The sequence below is a fragment of the Alteromonas sp. a30 genome, assembly GCF_026788005.1.
Classification (GTDB): Bacteria; Pseudomonadota; Gammaproteobacteria; order Enterobacterales; family Alteromonadaceae; genus Paraneptunicella.
This window is the reverse complement of sequence record NZ_JABEPE010000003.1, coordinates 283,895-303,700: the sequence shown is the minus strand read 5'-3', so window position 1 is coordinate 303,700 and position 19,806 is coordinate 283,895. Positions and strand designations below refer to the sequence as shown.

At 44.2% G+C, this 19,806-nt stretch carries 15 protein-coding genes; 3 read left to right on the top strand and 12 right to left on the bottom strand.

The genetic code is table 11. The annotated features are described in order from the left end of the window. Positions 1–52: 52 nt before the first annotated feature. Positions 53–862 carry an ion transporter gene (locus HJG39_RS05290; RefSeq protein WP_268407508.1) on the top strand — a complete coding sequence of 270 codons (810 nt, stop codon included), beginning with the start codon at positions 53–55 and terminating at the stop codon, positions 860–862. A 67-nt stretch (positions 863–929) separates the two neighbouring features. On the opposite strand, the gene HJG39_RS05285 is transcribed toward HJG39_RS05290, so the two are convergent. From HJG39_RS05285 to HJG39_RS05270, 4 genes are all read right to left on the bottom strand, one after another. Then, on the bottom strand, positions 930–1,475 hold the full coding sequence (locus HJG39_RS05285) for a DUF3833 domain-containing protein (RefSeq protein ID WP_268407507.1): 546 nt from the start codon (positions 1,473–1,475) through the stop codon (positions 930–932). Further along, positions 1,472–1,987, bottom strand: a complete 516-nt coding sequence (locus tag HJG39_RS05280; protein WP_268407506.1) for a hypothetical protein — start codon at positions 1,985–1,987, stop codon at positions 1,472–1,474. Before HJG39_RS05280 ends, HJG39_RS05285 begins: the two co-directional genes overlap by 4 nt. A gap of 171 nt (positions 1,988–2,158) precedes the next feature. Next, a complete protein-coding gene (fusA, locus tag HJG39_RS05275) occupies positions 2,159–4,246 on the bottom strand; it encodes an elongation factor G (RefSeq protein WP_268407505.1) in 2,088 nt (695 codons plus the stop codon). Between the two features lie 191 nt (positions 4,247–4,437). Continuing rightward, positions 4,438–5,397 (bottom strand): MBL fold metallo-hydrolase, encoded by a 960-nt coding sequence (locus HJG39_RS05270; RefSeq protein ID WP_268407504.1) that lies wholly within the window; start codon positions 5,395–5,397, stop codon positions 4,438–4,440. A gap of 201 nt (positions 5,398–5,598) precedes the next feature. On the opposite strand from HJG39_RS05270, the gene HJG39_RS05265 reads away from it, so the two are divergent. Next, positions 5,599–5,958, top strand: a complete 360-nt coding sequence (locus HJG39_RS05265; RefSeq protein WP_268407503.1) for a VF_A0006 family four-cysteine protein — start codon at positions 5,599–5,601, stop codon at positions 5,956–5,958. A gap of 94 nt (positions 5,959–6,052) precedes the next feature. On the opposite strand, the gene HJG39_RS05260 is transcribed toward HJG39_RS05265, so the two are convergent. Both HJG39_RS05260 and gltB read right to left on the bottom strand, forming a co-directional pair. Further along, complete coding sequence (locus HJG39_RS05260) at positions 6,053–7,468, bottom strand: FAD-dependent oxidoreductase (RefSeq protein ID WP_268407502.1); 1,416 nt, start codon at positions 7,466–7,468, stop codon at positions 6,053–6,055. Between the two features lie 9 nt (positions 7,469–7,477). Next, positions 7,478–11,944 carry a glutamate synthase large subunit gene (gltB, locus tag HJG39_RS05255; RefSeq protein ID WP_268407501.1) on the bottom strand — a complete coding sequence of 1,489 codons (4,467 nt, stop codon included), beginning with the start codon at positions 11,942–11,944 and terminating at the stop codon, positions 7,478–7,480. 607 nt (positions 11,945–12,551) lie between these two features. On the opposite strand from gltB, the gene arcB reads away from it, so the two are divergent. Next, positions 12,552–14,912: an aerobic respiration two-component sensor histidine kinase ArcB gene (gene arcB / locus HJG39_RS05250; protein WP_268407500.1), complete on the top strand. Its 2,361-nt coding sequence runs from the start codon at positions 12,552–12,554 to the stop codon at positions 14,910–14,912. Between the two features lie 47 nt (positions 14,913–14,959). Here the strand turns inward: arcB and mgtE are convergent, their stop codons facing one another. The 6 genes from mgtE to HJG39_RS05220 all read right to left on the bottom strand — a co-directional run bounded on the left by mgtE (position 14,960) and on the right by HJG39_RS05220 (position 19,802). Beyond that, positions 14,960–16,339 (bottom strand): magnesium transporter, encoded by a 1,380-nt coding sequence (gene mgtE, locus HJG39_RS05245; protein ID WP_268407499.1) that lies wholly within the window; start codon positions 16,337–16,339, stop codon positions 14,960–14,962. An 80-nt stretch (positions 16,340–16,419) separates the two neighbouring features. Then, positions 16,420–16,692 carry an HPr family phosphocarrier protein gene (locus tag HJG39_RS05240; RefSeq protein WP_268407498.1) on the bottom strand — a complete coding sequence of 91 codons (273 nt, stop codon included), beginning with the start codon at positions 16,690–16,692 and terminating at the stop codon, positions 16,420–16,422. Continuing rightward, positions 16,689–17,534: an RNase adapter RapZ gene (rapZ, locus tag HJG39_RS05235; protein WP_268407497.1), complete on the bottom strand. Its 846-nt coding sequence runs from the start codon at positions 17,532–17,534 to the stop codon at positions 16,689–16,691. Before rapZ ends, HJG39_RS05240 begins: the two co-directional genes overlap by 4 nt. Then, complete coding sequence (ptsN, locus tag HJG39_RS05230; protein ID WP_268407496.1) at positions 17,531–17,974, bottom strand: PTS IIA-like nitrogen regulatory protein PtsN; 444 nt, start codon at positions 17,972–17,974, stop codon at positions 17,531–17,533. The genes rapZ and ptsN overlap by 4 nt, the downstream gene beginning before the upstream one ends. A gap of 25 nt (positions 17,975–17,999) precedes the next feature. Then, complete coding sequence (hpf, locus tag HJG39_RS05225; protein ID WP_268407495.1) at positions 18,000–18,287, bottom strand: ribosome hibernation promoting factor; 288 nt, start codon at positions 18,285–18,287, stop codon at positions 18,000–18,002. A 30-nt stretch (positions 18,288–18,317) separates the two neighbouring features. Then, entirely contained in the window at positions 18,318–19,802 is a 1,485-nt protein-coding gene (locus HJG39_RS05220; protein ID WP_268407494.1) for an RNA polymerase factor sigma-54, read from the bottom strand. Positions 19,803–19,806: the final 4 nt, after the last annotated feature.

Genomic DNA, 19,806 nt, shown 5'->3' with positions numbered 1-19,806 from the left:
TTAGCTTCACCCCATTGAGAGGCATGAAAGCATTGTTTTGGAGTAAAACTTGATGTTGAAGAGTATGCAAAATTGGTTACTTCATTTAAAAGAAAATAAGGTTTTTGAAGCCTTTGTTATAGCGGTGATTATCGTTTCAGCGTTAGAAATAGGGGCTAAAACTTACGAGTTGCCACCGGTGGCAATTAGCTTGACGGTAGGGTTGGATATTTTCATTACGCTCTTTTTCTTATTTGAAATTAGCGTACGATTCTTTGCTGAATCAGACAAAAAAGCCTTTTTTCGTTCTGGCTGGAATGTTTTCGATACCTTGGTTGTGATAGTCAGCTTAATTCCAATTCAGGATAGTGAAATGGCCTTGTTGGCCCGTTTAGTTCGGGTTTTCCGGGTACTCAGGATGATTTCGATTATTCCCGAGTTACGCATTCTTATTAACTCGCTTTTAAAAGCATTGCCGCAGCTAGGTTATGTGGTGTTGCTCTTGTTTATTATTTTCTATATTTACGCGGCGGTGGGTAGTTTCCTCTTTAAAGATATTAATCCCGAGCTTTGGCGCAATATTGCTATTTCTATGTTAACCCTGTTCCGAATTATGACCTTTGAAGATTGGACGGATGTGCAATACGAAACCATGGAAGTGTATCCAATGAGTTGGATTTTCTACATGACATTTATCTTCTTCACTGCCTTTGCATTTTTAAATATGGTAATTGGCATAGTGGTCAATGTAATGGAAGAAGAGCACGCAAAGGTGCGTCATGAAGAACATCCCGAGCCTTCTATGCAAGATCTCCAAGATGAAATTAGAGCATTAAAAGCGCTGATAAAAGAAAAGTTCGATAAAGAGTCAGATAATACCTAGTCATACAAACAACGTATTGATGCGTTTCTTATTCAAACTAAACAAAAACAGCCAAAGAAAACACGCGTTACATTGGCTGTTTTTGCATAAAGATGGTGACTTCTGCCACAACGACTCCCCACTTTTTTATGTAGGAGCGATTCATTAACGTGTTGTTATCTATCATCCACATCCAGTCATCGAAGCTAACCAGATAGTAGGAGTCGTCAACGGGCAAATCCATGTCGTATGTAAACTGAAATGCATTGCCGAAGCGTTGTCCTGTTGCGGGATAATGAATGTCGTCAGCTTGCCCATGCACTAAACCATCTTTCGTCTGCTTAAGACGCCAAACACGCTGTTTGACACCTTCTCCTTGCATGTAGGTAAAGCTTTCGTCGAGTTGAAGTTCTTCATCGTTAATCACGGTGCCTTGAATGTCGACGGTAAAGCGCTGGACGACGTCTCCTGAATAGTTTTGTACAATTCCCCAAGCTCGCACGTTGCCGTCAAAAAACGCGAATAAATCGAAATCTGGGGTGTATTGTCGATAGCGTTCACCATCTGGAGAATGAGAGCAGGCGCTAAGTAGTAGGGCTGCGAAAAAGGGGAAAAGCGTGCGTAATGTTTTCATTTGTTTATCCGATTGTTTTCCAATAGTTGTTTTCGTACTTTTGGTGCTGAAGTGCTTTCTGCTAGCCAAATATCGAAAAAATGTTGGCTAAAAATGGGGTCGTTAATACTTCCTAAATGACCTTGGGCAGAATAGAAGTGGCTGTGCTGGTTTTCATCGACAATGCCTAAAAGAAAGTAACCATTTTCAACATCGGGAAATATATCCAACATTTTCTGGTACCAAGTGTCTAAAGCACGTTCGTTGTTGAATCCTTGTTCTCGAATTTCTTTAATACTACGTTGAGCGATGTCTTTCCCTTGGAGTGATCGCAAGTAAGTGAGTTTGAGCGCGAAACGTTCCCCTTTTCGGTATTCGGCATTTGGCGCAATGAGCTCAGCATCATAAACATCCCAGAAGAGGTATGTCATTCTGCCCTGACCGATGGTTTTAGCATTAGGAATGTGCTTGTGTAAGGCTGAAAGCGCAGGTTCTGCTAGAGAAAACCCTAAGCTTGGAGTTGGAATGAACATAGTGAGCACGCATATTGTCGATAACAGTGTTTGTCGCAACATTGCTTTAAAAGGGTGGTTGGATAACGTGCTTACTTCTACGCATTAAAATAGTGGATGGATGAGTGAGTCGGCATAAAAAAACCCGGTGCTTGTTGCCAAGACCGGGTTTGTAAGCTTTTTACAGCGAGATTATTCTGCTGCTTTACGCGCTTTTGCTTCTGCGATGACGTCGTCTGCAACGTTTTGCGGACAAGCCATATAGTGTGAGAACTCCATAGAGAACTGACCACGGCCAGAAGTAATAGTACGTAAGTGACCGATGTAACCGAACATTTCTGATAACGGTACGTCAGCCTTAATACGAACGCCTGTAGGACCCGGCTCTTGGTCTTTAATCATGCCGCGACGACGGTTCAAGTCACCGATTACGTCACCAACGTTGTCTTCTGGAGAGAAAACGTCAACTTTCATGATTGGCTCAAGAAGTTGAGGACCTGCTTTTGGCATTGATTGACGGTATGCGCCTTTCGCAGCGATTTCGAACGCAACTGCTGATGAGTCAACTGCGTGGAAGCCACCGTCGAATAGTTCAATTTCAACGTCAAGCATTGGGTAACCTGCTAGAGGACCTTCTGCCATCATGCCTGCAAAGCCTTTCTCGATTGCTGGGAAGAATTCCTTAGGAACGTTACCACCAACAACCGTTGAAGTGAATTTGAAGCCTGAGTTAACTTCACCCGGCTTGATGCGGTAGTCGATCTTACCGAATTGACCAGAACCACCTGATTGCTTCTTGTGCGTGTAAGAATCTTCAACTGCTTGCGTGATAGTTTCACGGTAAGCAACCTGAGGTTTACCTACATTAAGCTCAACACCGTAAGTACGCTTCAAGATGTCAATCTTGATGTCTAGGTGAAGCTCACCCATACCTTTAAGGATGGTTTCGCCAGAATCTTGGTCAGTTTCAACTTGGAATGAAGGATCTTCTGAAACCAATTTACCGATTGCCACACCCATTTTCTCGTTACCGCCTTTATCTTTTGGTGATACAGCGATAGAGATTACAGGCTCAGGGAAGATCATTGGCTCTAGTGTACAAGGATTGCTAGGAGCACAAAGCGTGTGACCCGTTTGTACGTTCTTCATACCAACAACAGCAATGATGTCACCGGCTTGCGCTTTGCTTAATTCGGTACGGTCATCAGCGTGCATTTCCACCATACGGCCAATACGCTCAGTTTTGCCCGTTGCACTGTTAAGGATAGTGTCACCCTTGTTCAATACACCAGAGTAAATACGGATAAAGGTTAAAGCACCGAAACGGTCGTCCATGATTTTGAACGCCAATGCGCGGAACGGCTCATCAATCGCTACTTTTGCTACTTCACCAGTAGGTTCACCTGTTTCTTCGTCAGTTAGATCTTGTGGATCAACTTCAGTTGGGCTTGGTAGGTAATCAACAACAGCATCTAGAACTAACTGAATGCCTTTGTTTTTGAATGCAGAACCACAGTAAGTTGGGAAGAACGCAAGGTCACGTGTACCTTTACGGATACAACGCTTGATGTCTTCCATTGAAGGTTCTTCACCTTCCATGTATGCCATCATTAGGTCGTCGTCTTGCTCAACTGCTGTTTCGATTAGTTGCTCATAGTATTCGTCTACTTTGTCAACCATATCAGCAGGAACATCTTCAACTGTGTAGTTTTCAGGAAGACCAGAGTCATCCCAGATGTAAGCTTTTTTCTCAAGGATGTTAACAACACCTTTGAATTCGTCTTCGATACCGATTGGCAACGTCATTACCAATGGGTTAGCTGCTAGTACATTCTTAACTTGACCAACAACGCGGTAGAAGTCCGCACCCATACGGTCTAGTTTGTTTACGAAGATGATACGAGCAACTTCTGATTCGTTGGCGTAACGCCAGTTCGTTTCTGATTGTGGTTCAACACCACCAGAACCACAGAATACACCAACACCGCCGTCTAATACTTTCAAAGAACGGTATACTTCAACTGTGAAGTCAACGTGCCCCGGAGTATCGATGATGTTCATGCGGTGATCTTTCCAGAAACAGGTCGTTGCTGCTGACTGGATCGTGATACCACGCTCAGCTTCCTGTTCCATGAAGTCAGTAGTTGATTCACCGTCATGTACTTCACCGGTTTTGTGAATTTTACCAGTGAGTTTAAGGATACGTTCTGTAGTGGTTGTTTTCCCCGCATCTACGTGTGCGAAGATACCAATATTTCTATACTTGGCTAAGTCAGTCATGGCTTCACTTTTAATAAGTTAAAAAAAATTGCGCGGCATTATACAAGATTTAGGGCGATATTAAACCAGTTGTGTTGCTTATTTTTACAACGCCTTTCGCTTGGCCTAATTCACTAACCCATATAATGCTCCTTAGTGCTTTTCTTCAGCGCACAGATATAAGGCGCTACATCATAAAAAGTCTTTGATATTTATAGCAAATCATAGCAGGCCAAATCTTCGGCGATTGCTAATTTTCCTTTGTAATGTGTTTGAATGAGCTTTTTGTTTTCATCCAAGACGCGAAGGCTACGTTGCATGAAGTGGGAAAGCAACAACTGCTGTACTTTTCCCTCTTGTGCCATCTTTCCAATATGACTCGGGGTGGCATGTAATTTTTGAGCAATTTCTCCGGCGTTTTCCGGTATAGCTTGTGTCATGACCAACAAATCTGCATCTTTAATGAGTTGTGTAAATGCAGGGTTGTGGTTGTTTTGATCACCTGAGAATGCAATGCGCTTCCCATTAATTTCGATGACATAACCGATAGCTGGAACAGGCCCGTGTTGTACACCCACACCATAAATAGTGATGTCTTCACTGGTGTGTAATTTATGGATTTCTCGTGATGTTGCATCTGCACTTTTGGGTTCAAGCTTGAACATGCCATCGCTACCATCCATAAAGCCATCTAAATAACGGTAAATGCCGGTTTGGCTATTAAATAGTCCATGAATAAACTCTTCTGTGCTTGGCCAGCCCTTATTACCACTTGGTCCTAAAATGGGAAGAGGAGTTTTGCGTTTGGAAAAGTAACTGCTTTTCAGCAAAGCGGGTAATTCTGCGGAATGATCGGCATGCAAATGTGTGAGTAATACGGCTTCTAAATCTTCAAATTTTCCGTTTGCTTCGCCAAAACGTAAAGCGGTGCCTCCACCGGCATCAATGAGGAGTCGAGACTTACCATTGACCCACAGTAAATAGCCACTAGAGGCTCTAGCATCATCAGCGATAGGACCTCCAGAGCCTAGCACTTGCAAAGCTAGCGGCGCTTTACACATCGCAAGTACAGGAAAGGGCAACAAAACGCTAACGAAAATGAGATGATGAATTAAATGGCGAATTCGTCTGAGAGAGCTTAAATAGGGAAAGGCAAATATAGGAGCAAGCATGGAGAACCAGTAGGATGTTTTAGTAGGAATGTGTCGTATTGTCTTTTTATACGGGTCGATGTCAACGTGTAAGGTGGCTTTTTTATCCTCTGTCTATGTTGAGCTTTATTGCTCAGGGAGTTCATTAGTGGTTAAGATTCATTGTGAAATGATGAATTCATTGATTAGTGTGATAAGGCTCTTTGAGACGGAGTAGTAACAATGACTATAATCAACATGTTTTTAAAAGATGCCCTTGTACCTTCAAGTTTACTTTTTAGCCTTGTCTTTTCTGTACTTTTCTTTCCAATAACCGCAAACGCCGATTTACAGCAAACCGCTATTGATGAATGTGTGCTAGAGCACTTAGTGAGTTCAAAGTTGGATTCAGCGGCTCGTCTTATCACTCGCAGTTGTGAGGAGAATTTTCACAAGCCTAATTTTCTAACGGAGCGGCGGAAACAATATAACGCCTGTTTATTACGGCATTTGAAGGGAGTGGAGAGCGAATTTGCAGTACATAAAATCTTGCAGGTATGTGGCAAAAAGCATTTGCGTTTTGGCGCTCCTACTCGTCCTTAATAAAGGCTGTTTCCTAATCGGCCTTTAATCGTAAACATTTGGCTAGCAAAGCCGCTTCCTTGCGGCTAACAGGGGTTTTCAGGAATACTGAAGTTTACACGCCGATATAATCCATAATACCTTCAGCGGCGTTTCTGCCTTCAAATATTGCAGTAACTACTAGATCTGAGCCTCTTACCATATCGCCTCCCGCGAAAATCTTCGGGTTAGAGGTTTGAAAAGCGTATTTACCTTGTTCCGGCGCGCGTACTCGGCCTTTTTCATCCAAGATAATCCCATAATCAGCAAACCAGCTTGCGGGACTGGGTTGAAAACCGAAAGCGATAATAACAGCGTCAGCTTCAAGAATATGCTCGGAACCTTCAACCGGTTGTGGGCTTCTTCTTCCGTAGCCATCAGGCTCACCCATTTCAGTACGCACAACTTTAACACCAGCGGCATTACCTTGGTCATCAAGTGCAATGTCTAGAGGTTGTAAGTTGAACTGAAAATCGACACCTTCTTCTTTAGCATTGATAACTTCGCGTTTTGAACCGGGCATGTTGGCTTCATCTCGACGATACGCACAAACAACACTTTTTGCTCCTTGTCGGATAGAAGTACGGACACAATCCATTGCCGTATCACCACCGCCAAGCACCACCACTTTTTTACCTGACATGCTGATGTAGTCGTTTGCGTTTTGTTCAATTCCCATTACGTTATTGGTATTCGCAATTAAGAAAGGTAAAGCGTCGTAAACACCGGGGGCCGATTCGTTATCAAAACCGCCTTTCATATATTTGTATGTTCCCATGCCAAGGAAAACAGCGTCATAGTCGTCAACTAATTGCTGGAAGTCGATGTCTTTGCCTACTTCGGTACTCAGCACAAACTCAACGCCCATTTCCTCAAAAATTTCTCGACGTAATTGAATGACATCTTTTTCTAATTTGAAGGAGGGAATACCAAAGGTGAGAAGGCCACCGATTTCTGGGTACTTATCAAAAACCACGGGTTTTACACCGTTGCGCACTAATATATCGGCACAGGCAAGGCCAGCAGGACCAGCACCGACAATGGCGACTTTTTTATCGGTTTTGATTACATCCGATAAATCGGGTCGCCAGCCCATTTTGAATGCCGTGTCGGTGATGTATTTTTCAATACTCCCTATTGTGACTGCACCAAAATCGTCGTTTAGCGTACAAGCGCCTTCGCACAAGCGATCTTGCGGACATACGCGACCACACACCTCTGGCAAGCTGTTGGTTTTGTGAGAAAGCTCCGCTGCTTCTAATATCCGCCCTTCGTTAGCGAGTTTCAGCCACTGCGGAATGTAATTATGAACGGGACATTTCCACTCACAATACGGGTTTCCGCAATCTAGGCAGCGGTCGGCTTGACCTTCTGTTTGAGATTGAGAGAGCGGGTGGTAGATCTCTCCAAAGTCTGAACGGCGCACATCCACAGGCTTTTTCGGCGGATCGATGCGCTCAACGTCGACAAACTGATATACATTTTTTGCCATGATGAACCTCTACTGTGCCTGTAATCGTAGCTCTGCACTAGAGCGACTAATGTGACCTAACAAACTTTTTACATCGCTGGTTTTGGGTTTAACCAAAACAAATTGCGCAAGATGATCATTGAAGTTTGTTAAGATTTCCAAGGCACGATTACTGCCGGTTTCGGCGTAATGTTGGTTAATTAACCCTCGAAGGTGCTCAATCAAAATGGCTTTATCTTCTATGCCCATTAACTCGACCAACTCGGGGTTAGTGCGCTGTGCTAAGTCGCCTTTTTCATCAAAGATGTAAGCGAATCCACCTGTCATACCCGCGCCCAAGTTCACGCCAATTTGACCAAGTACCACAACAATGCCGCCAGTCATGTACTCACAAGCGTTGTCGCCAGTACCTTCTACAACGGCAACTGCACCGGAGTTACGCACAGCAAAGCGCTCTCCTGCTTGTCCTGCGGCGAATAGTTTTCCACCAGTTGCGCCGTATAGGCAGGTGTTACCAATAATGGCACTTTCATGGCTGAGGTATTCCACATTACGTGGCGGATAAATGACCAGCTTTCCGCCCGCCATACCTTTGCCTACATAATCGTTCGCATCACCGACTAAGTTGATGTTAACGCCGCCAGCATTCCAAACACCAAAGCTTTGGCCGGCCGTACCTGTCAGGTTAATGTTGATGGGGTGATCCACTAATCCTTGGTTGCCATAATGCTGAGCAATGAACCCTGATAACGTTGCCCCAACGGAGCGGTCGGTATTGCGCACGTTGTAATGCAACGTTGCACTTGTATGCTTTAACACCGCTTCTTTTGCAGCAGCCAAAATGGTCTGGTTTAACTCACCTTTATCAAGCGGCGCGTTTGTGGTTTCCGAACAGAATAAGCGAGTGTGTTCACCGGCCGAGGTTTTCGCCAAAATGGGGTTTAAATCCAACTTGTTTTGCTTCGCCGTAATGCCATCAAGTGCTTTTAAATACTCGGTTTTACCTATGATTTTGTCTAAACTGTCCACACCGATAGAGGCTAGAATCTCTCTAACTTCTTGGGCGATGAAGCGGAAGTAATTCATCACCATTTCTGGCAAACCAATGAAATGTTCCTGACGTAGTTTCTCATCTTGTGTTGCCACACCGGTTGCGCAGTTGTTTAGGTGGCAAATACGTAAGTATTTACACCCTAATGCGACCATTGGCCCTGTACCAAAGCCGAAGCTTTCCGCACCCAAAATTGCTGCTTTGATAACATCTAAGCCCGTCTTTAGACCGCCGTCTGTTTGAACGCGAACTTTGTGTCGTAAGCCGTTTTGCACTAATGCTTGTTGTGTTTCTGCGAGGCCCATTTCCCACGGACAACCGGCGTATTTTACGGAGGTCAGTGGACTTGCCCCTGTGCCACCGTCATAACCGGAAATAGTGATCAAATCGGCATAGGCTTTGGCAACGCCTGTTGCGATAGTACCAACGCCCGGTTCAGAAACTAACTTCACAGAAATCAGCGCTTTCGGGTTGATTTGTTTTAAATCGAAAATTAGTTGGGCTAAATCTTCAATGGAATAAATATCGTGGTGAGGGGGTGGCGAAATTAGGGTGACACCCGGCACGGAAAAGCGTAGCTGAGCAATGTAGCTATTCACTTTATCACCCGGTAATTGCCCGCCTTCGCCCGGTTTTGCACCTTGCGCCACTTTAATTTGAATTACATCGGCATTCATCAAATAGTGTGGTGTGACACCAAAACGCCCCGAAGCAACCTGTTTAATGCGAGAATTACGTTCGTTACCGAAGCGGTTGGGATCCTCCCCACCTTCGCCTGAGTTAGATTGACCACCCAAGCGGTTCATGGCAATGGCTAGCGCTTCGTGAGCTTCTGGGCTTAATGCACCAATAGACATGGCTGCGGTATCGAATCGAGGGAATATTTTCTCAGCTGGTTCGACTTCGGAAATATCAATTTGCTTGCTGGTTGGACGAAGTGATAGTAAGTCGCGGAAATGCGCGGGTTGTCTATCGTTAACCAGTGCCGCAAATACTTTATAGTCTTCGTAGTTTCCAGAAACCACCGCTTTTTGTAGTGTCGTTACAACATCAGGGTTATAGGCATGATATTCGCCGTCATGGACGTATTTTAGTAGCCCGCCGTGGTTGATACTTTTGCGTTTAATCCACGCTACTCGGCTTAGGTTAATTAAATCTTGTTCAAAGTCTTCAAAGCTCGCGCCCTGAATACGACTCGGCATTCCTTTAAAGCAAAGTTCCATTACATTATCGGCGATACCAATAGCTTCAAAGAGTTTTGAGCTTCGGTAACTGGCGACAGTGGATATGCCCATTTTCGACATAATCTTGAACAAGCCTTTGTTAATGCCTTTACGGAAATTAACGATGGCGTCGACATGAGAGCATTCTAGTGCGCCTTTGTTGACTAAATCTTCAATGCTTTCGTAGGCTAAATAAGGGTAAACCGCCGTTGCGCCTAAACCGAGTAAAACAGCAAAGTGGTGTGGATCTCGCGCTGATGCGGTCTCGATTATAATATTCGCGTCACATCGCAGAGCCTTATCAACTAAACGTCGTTGCACTGCACCAACCGCCATAGCCGCTGGAATGGGTAATTTGTTAGGATTGATTTGTCTATCTGAAAGAATTACGAACGCCGCTCTTTTTTGGCGAACAACGTATTCAGTTTCATCACAGATGCGCTCAATAGCGCGTTTCAATCCTTCTTCAGGTTTGTAGTTTAAATCCAATACTTCGGAATAATAATGTTCCGCATCGAACTCACGTAGCTGTTTTAAATCGGTATACGTTAATACGGGCGAATCAATAAGTACGCGGTCTGCGTAGCCGGAAGTCTCGCTGAAAACGTCTTTTTCACGTCCAATACAAGTCGCCAACGACATAACATGGTTTTCACGTAGTGGGTCGATGGGGGGATTGGTTACTTGTGCAAACTGTTGGCGGAAAAAGTCATACAGATTTCGTGTCTTACCGCTGAGCACTGCCATTGGTGTATCATCACCCATTGAACCAACGGCTTCTTGTCCATCACTGGCAAGAACGCGGACTACTTGAGTGAGTTCTTCATAACTGTAATTGAACAGTTTGTGATAGGTGGTGAGTGTATCTTCATCAAATAACGGCTTACCGATTTCATCGTGATCGCATTCCTCAAAAGGGGTAATGCTACGAATGTGAGAGTCGATCCATTCTTTATATGGTAAGCGTTGTTTTAAATCTTCATCGATTTCGTTACTGCGCCAGATTTGGCCTGTTTCAGTATCCACAGCTAGCATCTGGCCGGGGCCAACACGGCCTTTTTCGAGTACGTCTTGGGGCTTGTAATCCCAAATACCGACTTCTGAAGCGAGTGTAATGTATCCGTTTTTGGTAATAACGTATCGCGCAGGGCGTAAGCCGTTTCTATCTAGGTTACATGCCACATGGCGACCATTGGTTAATACGATTCCTGCTGGTCCGTCCCACGGTTCCATATGCATGGAATTGTATTCGTAGAAGGCTTTTAGGTCCTCATCCATGGTTTTATCATTTTGATATGCTGGTGGCACTAAGAGACGCATGGCTCGGAACAGATCCATCCCGCCAGCAAGAAATAGCTCAAGCATGTTATCTAATGACGATGAATCAGAGCCGGTTTCATTTACGAAGGGGGCGGCGTCATGTAGATCGGGAATAAGTGGCGTTCTGAACTTGTAGGTTCTGGCGTTGGCCCAATCTCTATTACCTCGAATGGTGTTAATTTCACCGTTGTGAGCAAGGTATCTGAAAGGTTGTGCTAGTGGCCATTTGGGTAATGTATTGGTTGAGAAACGCTGGTGAAAAACACAAATACTGGCTGCTAATCGTTCATCTGCAAGGTCGTGATAAAAGTTTGGTAAGTCTTTGGGCATGACCAAACCTTTGTACACCATCACGAGGCTAGAAAGAGATGAAATATAAAACTCTTCATCCTCATGTAAGCGTTTTTCAGCGCGACGTCGAGCCATATACAGGCGACGTTCTAAATCGTGTTTGCGCCATCCTTGAGGGGCATTAATAAATACCTGCTCAATTTGAGGTAAACATTCGGCTGCAAGATCGCCTAATACCGAGGTGTCGGTTGGAACAACGCGCCAACCAAGAACCGCAAGGGTTTCTTTTTCTAATTCTTCAACTAATACCTTGCGTGAAAGCGTGGCTTTCTCATCATCAGGATTTAGGAAAATCATGCCTACAGCATAGTTTTTGGCGAGTTTCCACCCCGCATCTGCGGCGATGCTCTGGAAAAAGGTGTCGGGTTTTTGCAATAGCAAACCGCAACCGTCACCCGTTTTGCCATCAGCAGCAATACCGCCTCTGTGTTGCATGCGATCGAGCGCATGAATGGCTGTTTCAACCAGATTGTGGCTGGCTTCGCCTTGGATATGAGCTATTAATCCAAAGCCGCAATTATCCCGAGAATCATTCGGGTGATACAGTTTCATTAAACTTAACTCCTTCAACCGTGGACTGGGCAGGGTCAGATAGTGGGCTTCTAATAAAGCACATGTGTCACTTTGCCGCTTATTATCTGGATTTTTATAGAGTGGCTCTTGGTGGCCTGTTCCAGATTTGGTTTCTGTCGTTTTTGATGTTTTAGAATTTCTGTGCAGTGATAATTTGCTTTAGCTATTCTTGCTCATCAAACATCAGTTTTTATGTTGATGATGGTCGGGTCAGCCAAAGTTGACCACACGCTATTCTAAATTATCCAGCCGTTAATCGAATCATTATGCACTTCGTCGAAAGTGGGTTAGTCAAAATACAGGCATATTTCACATAAATCAATTGCTGTTTTTACGCCTGATAAGTAATGGTGCAAATTTTTAAAGCTTGTATTAGCTGCGCTTTGCAACCTCTGGTGCACAAGGAAGGTGCACAAGACAATATGACACGAATCAAAATGGTGTGACATACCCGCTGAGGATAGGACCGGAGAAATACTTATATTATTTTACTGCATAGATATTACTGTTTAACGAATATTCATGGTTTTGGCCTAAGCGAATTTCCTGATAGGATGCTGCATCACACCAATCCAGAGGCTTAAATATGGCACCTTCCCCAGACGATAGGGATAGTTTGACATTTCGAGTGGCGCACTTAATTAGTCGCATGGGCGCGTTTAAAACGAGTTTAGTTTTTTTGGCGCTCATTTTGGCGCTCAGCGCGTTGGGCTCATATCTTCTACGTATTGTTTTATCCGCAGAAAATAGCACCGAAGATTTCGCTATAGCGGTTATTTTAACTCTCATAGTCGCACCTTGGGTACTGATACTGTTTACTGGTTTGGTAAAGCAATTGGTTCGTTCCCGTGAAGATTTAAAGCGCGCAATTTCAGAGTTGGAAAAATTACATCAACAAGATGAAAAAGAGAGCTTTCGTTTAAAAGATGATATTGAGCGGCTTAATCATGAAATTTCCAAGCGAGAGCAGCTTAATCTTGACCGAGAAAAGGTGTTTGCGGAACTGGAAAATCAGGTGCAAAACCGTTCAGAGAAAGAGCAGCAAGCATTAAGATTGTCTACCTTAATGCGCTCAATTATCGATGCTTCTCCTGACCTAATTTACTATCGCAACCAAGAGGGAAAATTTGCTGGTTGTAATCGGGTTGCAGAGCAACTGACGGGTAAAACTGAAGAAGAGTTAATTGGGTTAAGTCCCCATGAAGTCTATGACGAAGAGTTAGCGCGTCAGGTGGTGGCAAGTGATAACGAAGTATTAGAGAGTAATTCGAGCATTACCGAGGAATTATGGCTTCGTTTTGCAGACGGGCGTCGACGCTATTATGAAATGCGTAAAGTGCCATTTTTTGATCCTCACGGAGACCGATTAGGCTTACTTGCGTTTGGACGGGACATCACTGAGCGGAAACAAGCGGAAGATAGCGTTGCGAAAGCCAGCAAAGACAAAACGGCTTTTATTGCTACCATCAGCCATGAATTAAGAACGCCTTTAAACGGAATTGTTGGCCTTAGTCGGATGTTGCGTGACACTGAGCTGACGCAAGAACAGTTCAACTGGGTGAGCACTATTTATGCGAGTGCTATTACACTAGGTAACATTTTTAATGACATCATCGACTTAGATAAGTTGGAAAGGGATCGTCTTGAGTTTTCCCTTAAAACCGTTTCCTTAAAGGACTTTGCAGGTGAAATCGGCAGTATTATTGAACTGCTCGCTGCGGATAAAGGGCTAGGATTCGAGGTGAAAATACAAGAACCATTGCCTGAATTTATCGAAGTCGATGGCACTCGGCTGCGGCAAATCCTATGGAATTTGCTGTTCAATGCTGTGAAGTTCACTCAGCAGGGAAAAGTCAGCTTGAGTGTGGAAGCGACTGCGCCTAAGGATGATGTTTGTTTAGTGACCTTTAGAATTTCAGACTCAGGTATTGGTATCCCTCAGGCAGAACTCGACAAAATTTTTGCTATGTATTATCAGGTAGATCATCCCAATCATAAGAGTGCAACAGGCACAGGGATTGGGCTGGCAATCTGTCATGAATTAGTGACACGGATGAAGGGTAATATTACCGTCGAAAGTGAAGTAGGTAATGGCACTACTTTTATTGTGGAGTTACCTGTCGACATTAGTAAAAACGGGATGCAAGTTGAGGAGTTGTTGGTTCAAGGGTTGAATATTCTGTTAGTAGAAGATATTCACTTGAACGTTATGGTCGCAGAAGCCTTGTTGTTGAAGTTGGGTCAACACGTTGAAGTGGCGATGACCGGCGAAGAAGCGATCGATAAAGTGCGTCATAACCAATATGACCTTATTTTATTGGATATTCAGTTACCTGATATGACAGGTTTTGAGGTTGCGAGCAAATTGCAGGAAGAGGACTTGGTGAGCGGCACACACATTGTTGCGCTGACGGCAAATGTCATCAGAACTCGTCAAGAGTATTTAGATAACGGTATGGATGATGTTATTGCCAAGCCGATTAAAAAGAGCCGAGTGATTCAGGTATTTAATCAGTTGTTTGCCGATTATTGCCCTATCCGCAGTGGTGAAGTTATTGCGATTGAGAAGCCGGTTGAAGAAAAATTGAATGCAGTTTTGGACTTAGAGTTATTGAACACGCTTAACGATACCATTGGTAAAGAGATGTTAAGCACCAGCATTGGCATATTTAAAGAAAGCATGCCCAAGTATCTTGAGCTTCTGCAATTAAGCTTGAGTGCAGAAGAAAAAGACGAGGCTTGCGCTCATGCCCATAAAATCAAAGGGGCGGCGAGTTCGGTTGGATTGGTTGGTGTTCAGAAAATTGCTAATCAGATCCAACAAGGCGACCATCCTGCTTGGTGGCAAAATGTCCACGATTGGGTCGAAGCATTGGAAAAAGCCTATAAGCTTGATGTTCAGAAGCTTGAAGAGTGGTTGAGTCGGCAAATGGAACAAGGAGATTAGCAACCGGAACAGGCAGTGTTTAATAGCGGCTTACTATGGCCAACATGTTAGCGAACAAGCTGAGAAGGTTGAACTAAGAAAATAGATGCGGTGCCAAGGAAGGCGAAAATCCCCACAACATCAGTGATAGTCGTTAGGATTACACTGCCTGCCAACGCAGGGTCGATTTTGGCTTTTTTCATGGCAATAGGCAGTACCGCACCGGATAGTCCCGCTGCAATCATATTTACCATCATAGCAAAAGCGATAACTCCGCCTAAAACAAGATCTTGTTTCCAGAAGGCAACGACAGACGCGATTAGCAGGGCCCAGATAAGGCCATTCAGTAGTCCAATAGAAAGCTCTTTCGCAATTAACCAACGCGAGTTAGTTGTTCCCACATGACCAAGCGCCATTCCGCGAATAACAAGCGTTAGTGTTTGGTTGCCAGCCACCCCACCCATGCTCGGTACGATGGTATTAAGAATCGCGAGCACTGCTAGCTGACTCAGGGTTTCTTCAAACATGTTACTGACTGCTGCGGCCATTAGTGCGGTGGCTAGGTTTACCCCAAGCCAGACGGAACGCCTTTGGGTACTTTTTACAACAGGGGCGAAGGTATCCTCTTCATCTTCCAAACCTGCCATACTCATCATGGAGTGTTCGGCGTCTTCGCGGATAATGTCGACGACATCATCGATGGTGATTCGGCCCTTGAGTGTACCGTTATCATCGACTACCGGAGCAGAAAGCCAGTTATGGCGTTCGAACAGTTTGGCAATTTCCCCTTCTTCCATATCAACGGGGATAGTTTCTGGTTCCTCTTCCATGACTTCTTCAACGGATAAGTCCGGTGCAGAGGTCAGCAAGGTTGCGAGAGAAATTGTGCCAATTAACTTATCGTGGCGATTCGTGACGTAAAGTGTGTCAGTGCCTTCGGGAAGCGTGTTCTTAAGACGTAAATAGCGCAATATGACATCAATTGTCACTTCTGGGCGCAAGGTAATGGTATCGGTGTTCATTATGAAACCCGCAGTACCATCGCCGTAAGATAATGCTTGTTCAGCCCTCGCTCTATCTTGTGTAGCCATGCTGCGGAGTACATCCTGCACGACCTTGTCTGGCAAACCATTGAGTAGCTCGGCTAAGTCATCGGTGTCCATTTCCTCAAGGACTTCCGCGAGCTTTTCGGGGACCATGTTTCGGATGATGCCATTACGAACGTCTTCTGAAAGTTCTTCTAAAACGTCGCTGTGATAGTCAGGATCAAGCATCTGCCAAAGTACAGCGCGGCTGCGCGCTGGAGAGGACTCTAGAATGAGGGCGACATCTGCTGGAGGCATATGCTGCATCATTTTACGGACATGAACATACATACCGCTACCAAGTGCAGCATTGATTGCTTCTAATTGGTCTACGACTTGTTGTCTATCCGGTGCTTCTGGCATTGAATCCTTTGGAAGGGGTTGTTTTTATTAGTGTTTTATTAGTTTAGCGTTGAATTGTGAATTTGACGAGTTAATTAACTTTACTCATCTTCATTAAATCGAGCGCAGATTAACGTCTCTATTGCGTTCAATGCGTCTTGTGCATCATCACCTTCACTGACAACCGTCACCTCTTTTCCTTGAGAGCTTTCAAGCATCATTAATCCTAAAACGCTGGCTGCGGAAGCGGACTTTTCGCCTTGTATAATGGTGATTTCGGCATTAAAGGTTTGTGCAAGCTTGGCCAGTTGGGTTGCGGCTCTGGCATGTAATCCTAATTTATTAATGATGGTTAACTGCTTCTCGAGTCTCATGAGTTCAGTTCTCTGTGCCTAACTTGTACATCCGGGTAGGTTGTGCGAAAGACTTCGGCGAGCGTTTCAACAACATACACTGAACGATGTTGACCACCCGTGCAACCAATGGCAACGGTAACATAACTACGATTGTTACGTTCTAAGTGTGGCAACCAAGTGGAAATGAGCGTTTGTATCTGCCAAACAAACTTTGTCACTAGGGGCTGTGATCCTAAATACAGTTGCACGGGGGCATCGAGTCCCGTTAGTGGTTTAAGTTCAGGCTCCCAGTGTGGATTGGGTAAAAAGCGAACATCAAATACATAATCGGCATCTTTCGGGATCCCGTGTTTATAACCAAAAGATTCAAATACCAAAACCATCTTAGCGCTTTTCTTACCTAGAATACGTTCTCTGATAAGTTCCGATAGCTGGTGGACAGAAAGTGAATCAGTATCGATGTATAAGTCAGCTCGTTCAGCGATTGGACCAAGCAATTCGCGTTCTGCTTTGATTGCTTCAGGTAGTGAACGATTGTCTTTGGAAAGTGGATGGAGGCGTCGAGTTTCACTGAATCGTTTTAATAACACATCGTCGCTGGAATCAAGAAAAACGACAGTGAGTTCCATGTTGGCCGGCAAGTAATCCAGAATATCCGACAGATCTTCTGGCCTCTTAGGAATGTTTCTCACATCAACACTGACGGCGACTTTATCAAATTCTTCACCGACGGTATGAGTTAGTGCTGGCAGCAAATTAACGGGAATGTTGTCGACGCAGTAGTAACCTAAATCTTCTAATGAGCGCAATACAATGGTTTTACCTGAGCCTGAATGTCCACTAATGACAATAAGCTTCATATTAACGCCTCGTATAATGCGGAATCGGTTTGTGCTGTTCTTAGTTTTGCTACTACATGTTTGTCGTTGAGTTTACTGGCGACGCTAGAAAGAACTTTGAGATAGTTCTGGTTTTCATTTTCAGGAACAAGGAGAGCGAAGAACACATCGACAGGTTGATTATCTATAGCGTCGAATTCAATTGCAGGACTACAGGTAATGGCGACCGCTATTGGCTTGCTTAAGCCCGCGATGCGTCCGTGGGGAAGGGCGATGCCTTCTCCAATGCCTGTACTGCCCATTCTTTCACGACTAATTAAACTATTGAGAACCATTTCTGCGTCTATATCGACGGAGGCCTCTGCTGCAATAGCGCTTAGGGTTTCGAGTACACGTTTTTTACTTGTCCCCGGGATAGCGCTTTTTGCACTCCCAGGGGCCAAGATGTCTTTAATTTCCATTATTAAAAATTAAGAGCGTTCAAAATTAATGTTTTTTCATTTTTTCTTTGTGCTTGATAACTTGACGGTCAAGTTTATCAATTAAAGAATCAATAGCGGCATACATGTCATCATTTTCAGATGCTGCAAAGATTTCGCCACCATCAACATTAAGTTTCGCTTCTGCTTTTTGATTCAGTTTTTCAACGTTAAGAATGACATGTACGTTGTTGATGTGATCAAAATGACGTTCTAATTTTTCGAATTTGGTGTCCACATAGCTACGTAAAGAGTCAGTGATTTCGATGTGGTGGCCTGTAAGATTTATTTGCATGATCGTCTTCCTTTTATGAAGTAGCTTTACCTATATTAAGCTTTTACGTTGGTTAGACGGTGGGATCGATAACGATTCCCGGTATTTTGCAATTGTCCGCCGGGCAACTTTAATGCCTTGTTCGGCCAACAAGTCTGCAATCTTGCTGTCGCTCAGGGGTTTAGCCTGATTTTCTGCTGCAACGAGTTTTTTAATTAATGCGCGAATTGCCGTACTTGAACATTCGCCTCCAGTATCGGTTGCAACATGACTACTGAAGAAATATTTTAGTTCGAAAATGCCCCTAGGGGTATGCATGTATTTTTGTGTTGTTACCCGCGAAATAGTGGATTCGTGCATATCGACCATTTCTGCCACGTCATTCAATACCATGGGCTTCATCATCTCTGGGCCATGCTCAAAGAAACCTTGCTGTTGTTGCACAATACAGTTAGCTACTTTTAACAAGGTTTCGTTACGACTTTCAATACTTTTAATAAACCAGCGAGCTTCTTGAACATGATTGCGAATGAATTGGCTATCGTTAGCATTAGTCGCGCTTTTGCTCATGGCTGCATACGTTTGATTCACGTTCAATTTGGGAACGCTGTCTGGATTTAACTCGACAATCCAGCGTCCATTGCGCTTTGTGACGGAAACATCAGGAATGACATAATCGGGCTGTTGAGTGTTAATTTCACTGCCCGGATGCGGGTTCAATGTTTGTAGCAGGCGCATGACTTCTCTCAACTGATCTTCTTTGAGTTTCGCTTTGCGCATGAGCGTGCGGTAGTCCTTACTCATTAATAGATCTGAGTGCTCAACTAGCAAGGCTTTTGCTTCTGTAAGCCAAGGCATTTGTGAATCAAACTGAGATAGTTGTACCAATAAACACTCCTGAGGAGTAATGGAGCCGCAACCCACCGGATCAAACCATTGGATGCGTTTACGCACACATTCCACTTCATCCAGTTCAACGTCTTCAATATCAAGACTTTGTAGTATTTCTTCGCTGCTAACTTTCAAATAACCTGAGTCGTCGATAGCTTCAATTATAGCAAAAGCGATGGCTTGGTCAGTTTCTGAAAAGGGCGTTAAACGCATTTGCCACAATAAGTGGTCTTGAATAGAGTCGACAGTTTCTCCCTGATAGACATAATCGTCATCAAGGCTTCCCGAACTTGAAGAGGTGACTGGCGCGGGAGCTGAGGACGCACTAATGTATTCATCCCAAGTGGTATCCATCGGGAGTTCTTCAGGCATATTGTTCGCTTCCAGCGCATCGCTGCTGTCCATAGACTCGTTTTCACTACTGATCCCTTGTTCAGATTCAGAACTCATTTTTTTATCGAAATCATCAAGACTTTCGAAGCTCTCATTGCTTTCCTCGACTTCGAGTAGCGGGTTGTTGTCCAGCGCTTCTTGTATTTCTAGCTGTAAGTCAAGCGTCGACAACTGCAACAATCGAATGGCCTGTTGCAGTTGTGGCGTCATTGTTAGTTGCTGACTGAACTTAAGCTGTAATGATGGTTTCATCTAG

Excerpts from the sequence above, each read along its gene's own strand:
- HJG39_RS05290 (WP_268407508.1), top strand. The coding sequence starts at position 53 with ATGTTGAAGAGTATGCAAAATTGGTTACTTCATTTAAAAGAAAATAAG.
- HJG39_RS05285 (WP_268407507.1), bottom strand. The coding sequence starts at position 1,475 with ATGAAAACATTACGCACGCTTTTCCCCTTTTTCGCAGCCCTACTACTT.
- HJG39_RS05280 (WP_268407506.1), bottom strand. The coding sequence starts at position 1,987 with ATGTTCATTCCAACTCCAAGCTTAGGGTTTTCTCTAGCAGAACCTGCG.
- fusA (WP_268407505.1), bottom strand. The coding sequence starts at position 4,246 with ATGACTGACTTAGCCAAGTATAGAAATATTGGTATCTTCGCACACGTA.
- HJG39_RS05270 (WP_268407504.1), bottom strand. The coding sequence starts at position 5,397 with ATGCTTGCTCCTATATTTGCCTTTCCCTATTTAAGCTCTCTCAGACGA.
- HJG39_RS05265 (WP_268407503.1), top strand. The coding sequence starts at position 5,599 with ATGACTATAATCAACATGTTTTTAAAAGATGCCCTTGTACCTTCAAGT.
- HJG39_RS05260 (WP_268407502.1), bottom strand. The coding sequence starts at position 7,468 with ATGGCAAAAAATGTATATCAGTTTGTCGACGTTGAGCGCATCGATCCG.
- gltB (WP_268407501.1), bottom strand. The coding sequence starts at position 11,944 with ATGAAACTGTATCACCCGAATGATTCTCGGGATAATTGCGGCTTTGGA.
- arcB (WP_268407500.1), top strand. The coding sequence starts at position 12,552 with ATGGCACCTTCCCCAGACGATAGGGATAGTTTGACATTTCGAGTGGCG.
- mgtE (WP_268407499.1), bottom strand. The coding sequence starts at position 16,339 with ATGCCAGAAGCACCGGATAGACAACAAGTCGTAGACCAATTAGAAGCA.
- HJG39_RS05240 (WP_268407498.1), bottom strand. The coding sequence starts at position 16,692 with ATGAGACTCGAGAAGCAGTTAACCATCATTAATAAATTAGGATTACAT.
- rapZ (WP_268407497.1), bottom strand. The coding sequence starts at position 17,534 with ATGAAGCTTATTGTCATTAGTGGACATTCAGGCTCAGGTAAAACCATT.
- ptsN (WP_268407496.1), bottom strand. The coding sequence starts at position 17,974 with ATGGAAATTAAAGACATCTTGGCCCCTGGGAGTGCAAAAAGCGCTATC.
- hpf (WP_268407495.1), bottom strand. The coding sequence starts at position 18,287 with ATGCAAATAAATCTTACAGGCCACCACATCGAAATCACTGACTCTTTA.
- HJG39_RS05220 (WP_268407494.1), bottom strand. The coding sequence starts at position 19,802 with ATGAAACCATCATTACAGCTTAAGTTCAGTCAGCAACTAACAATGACG.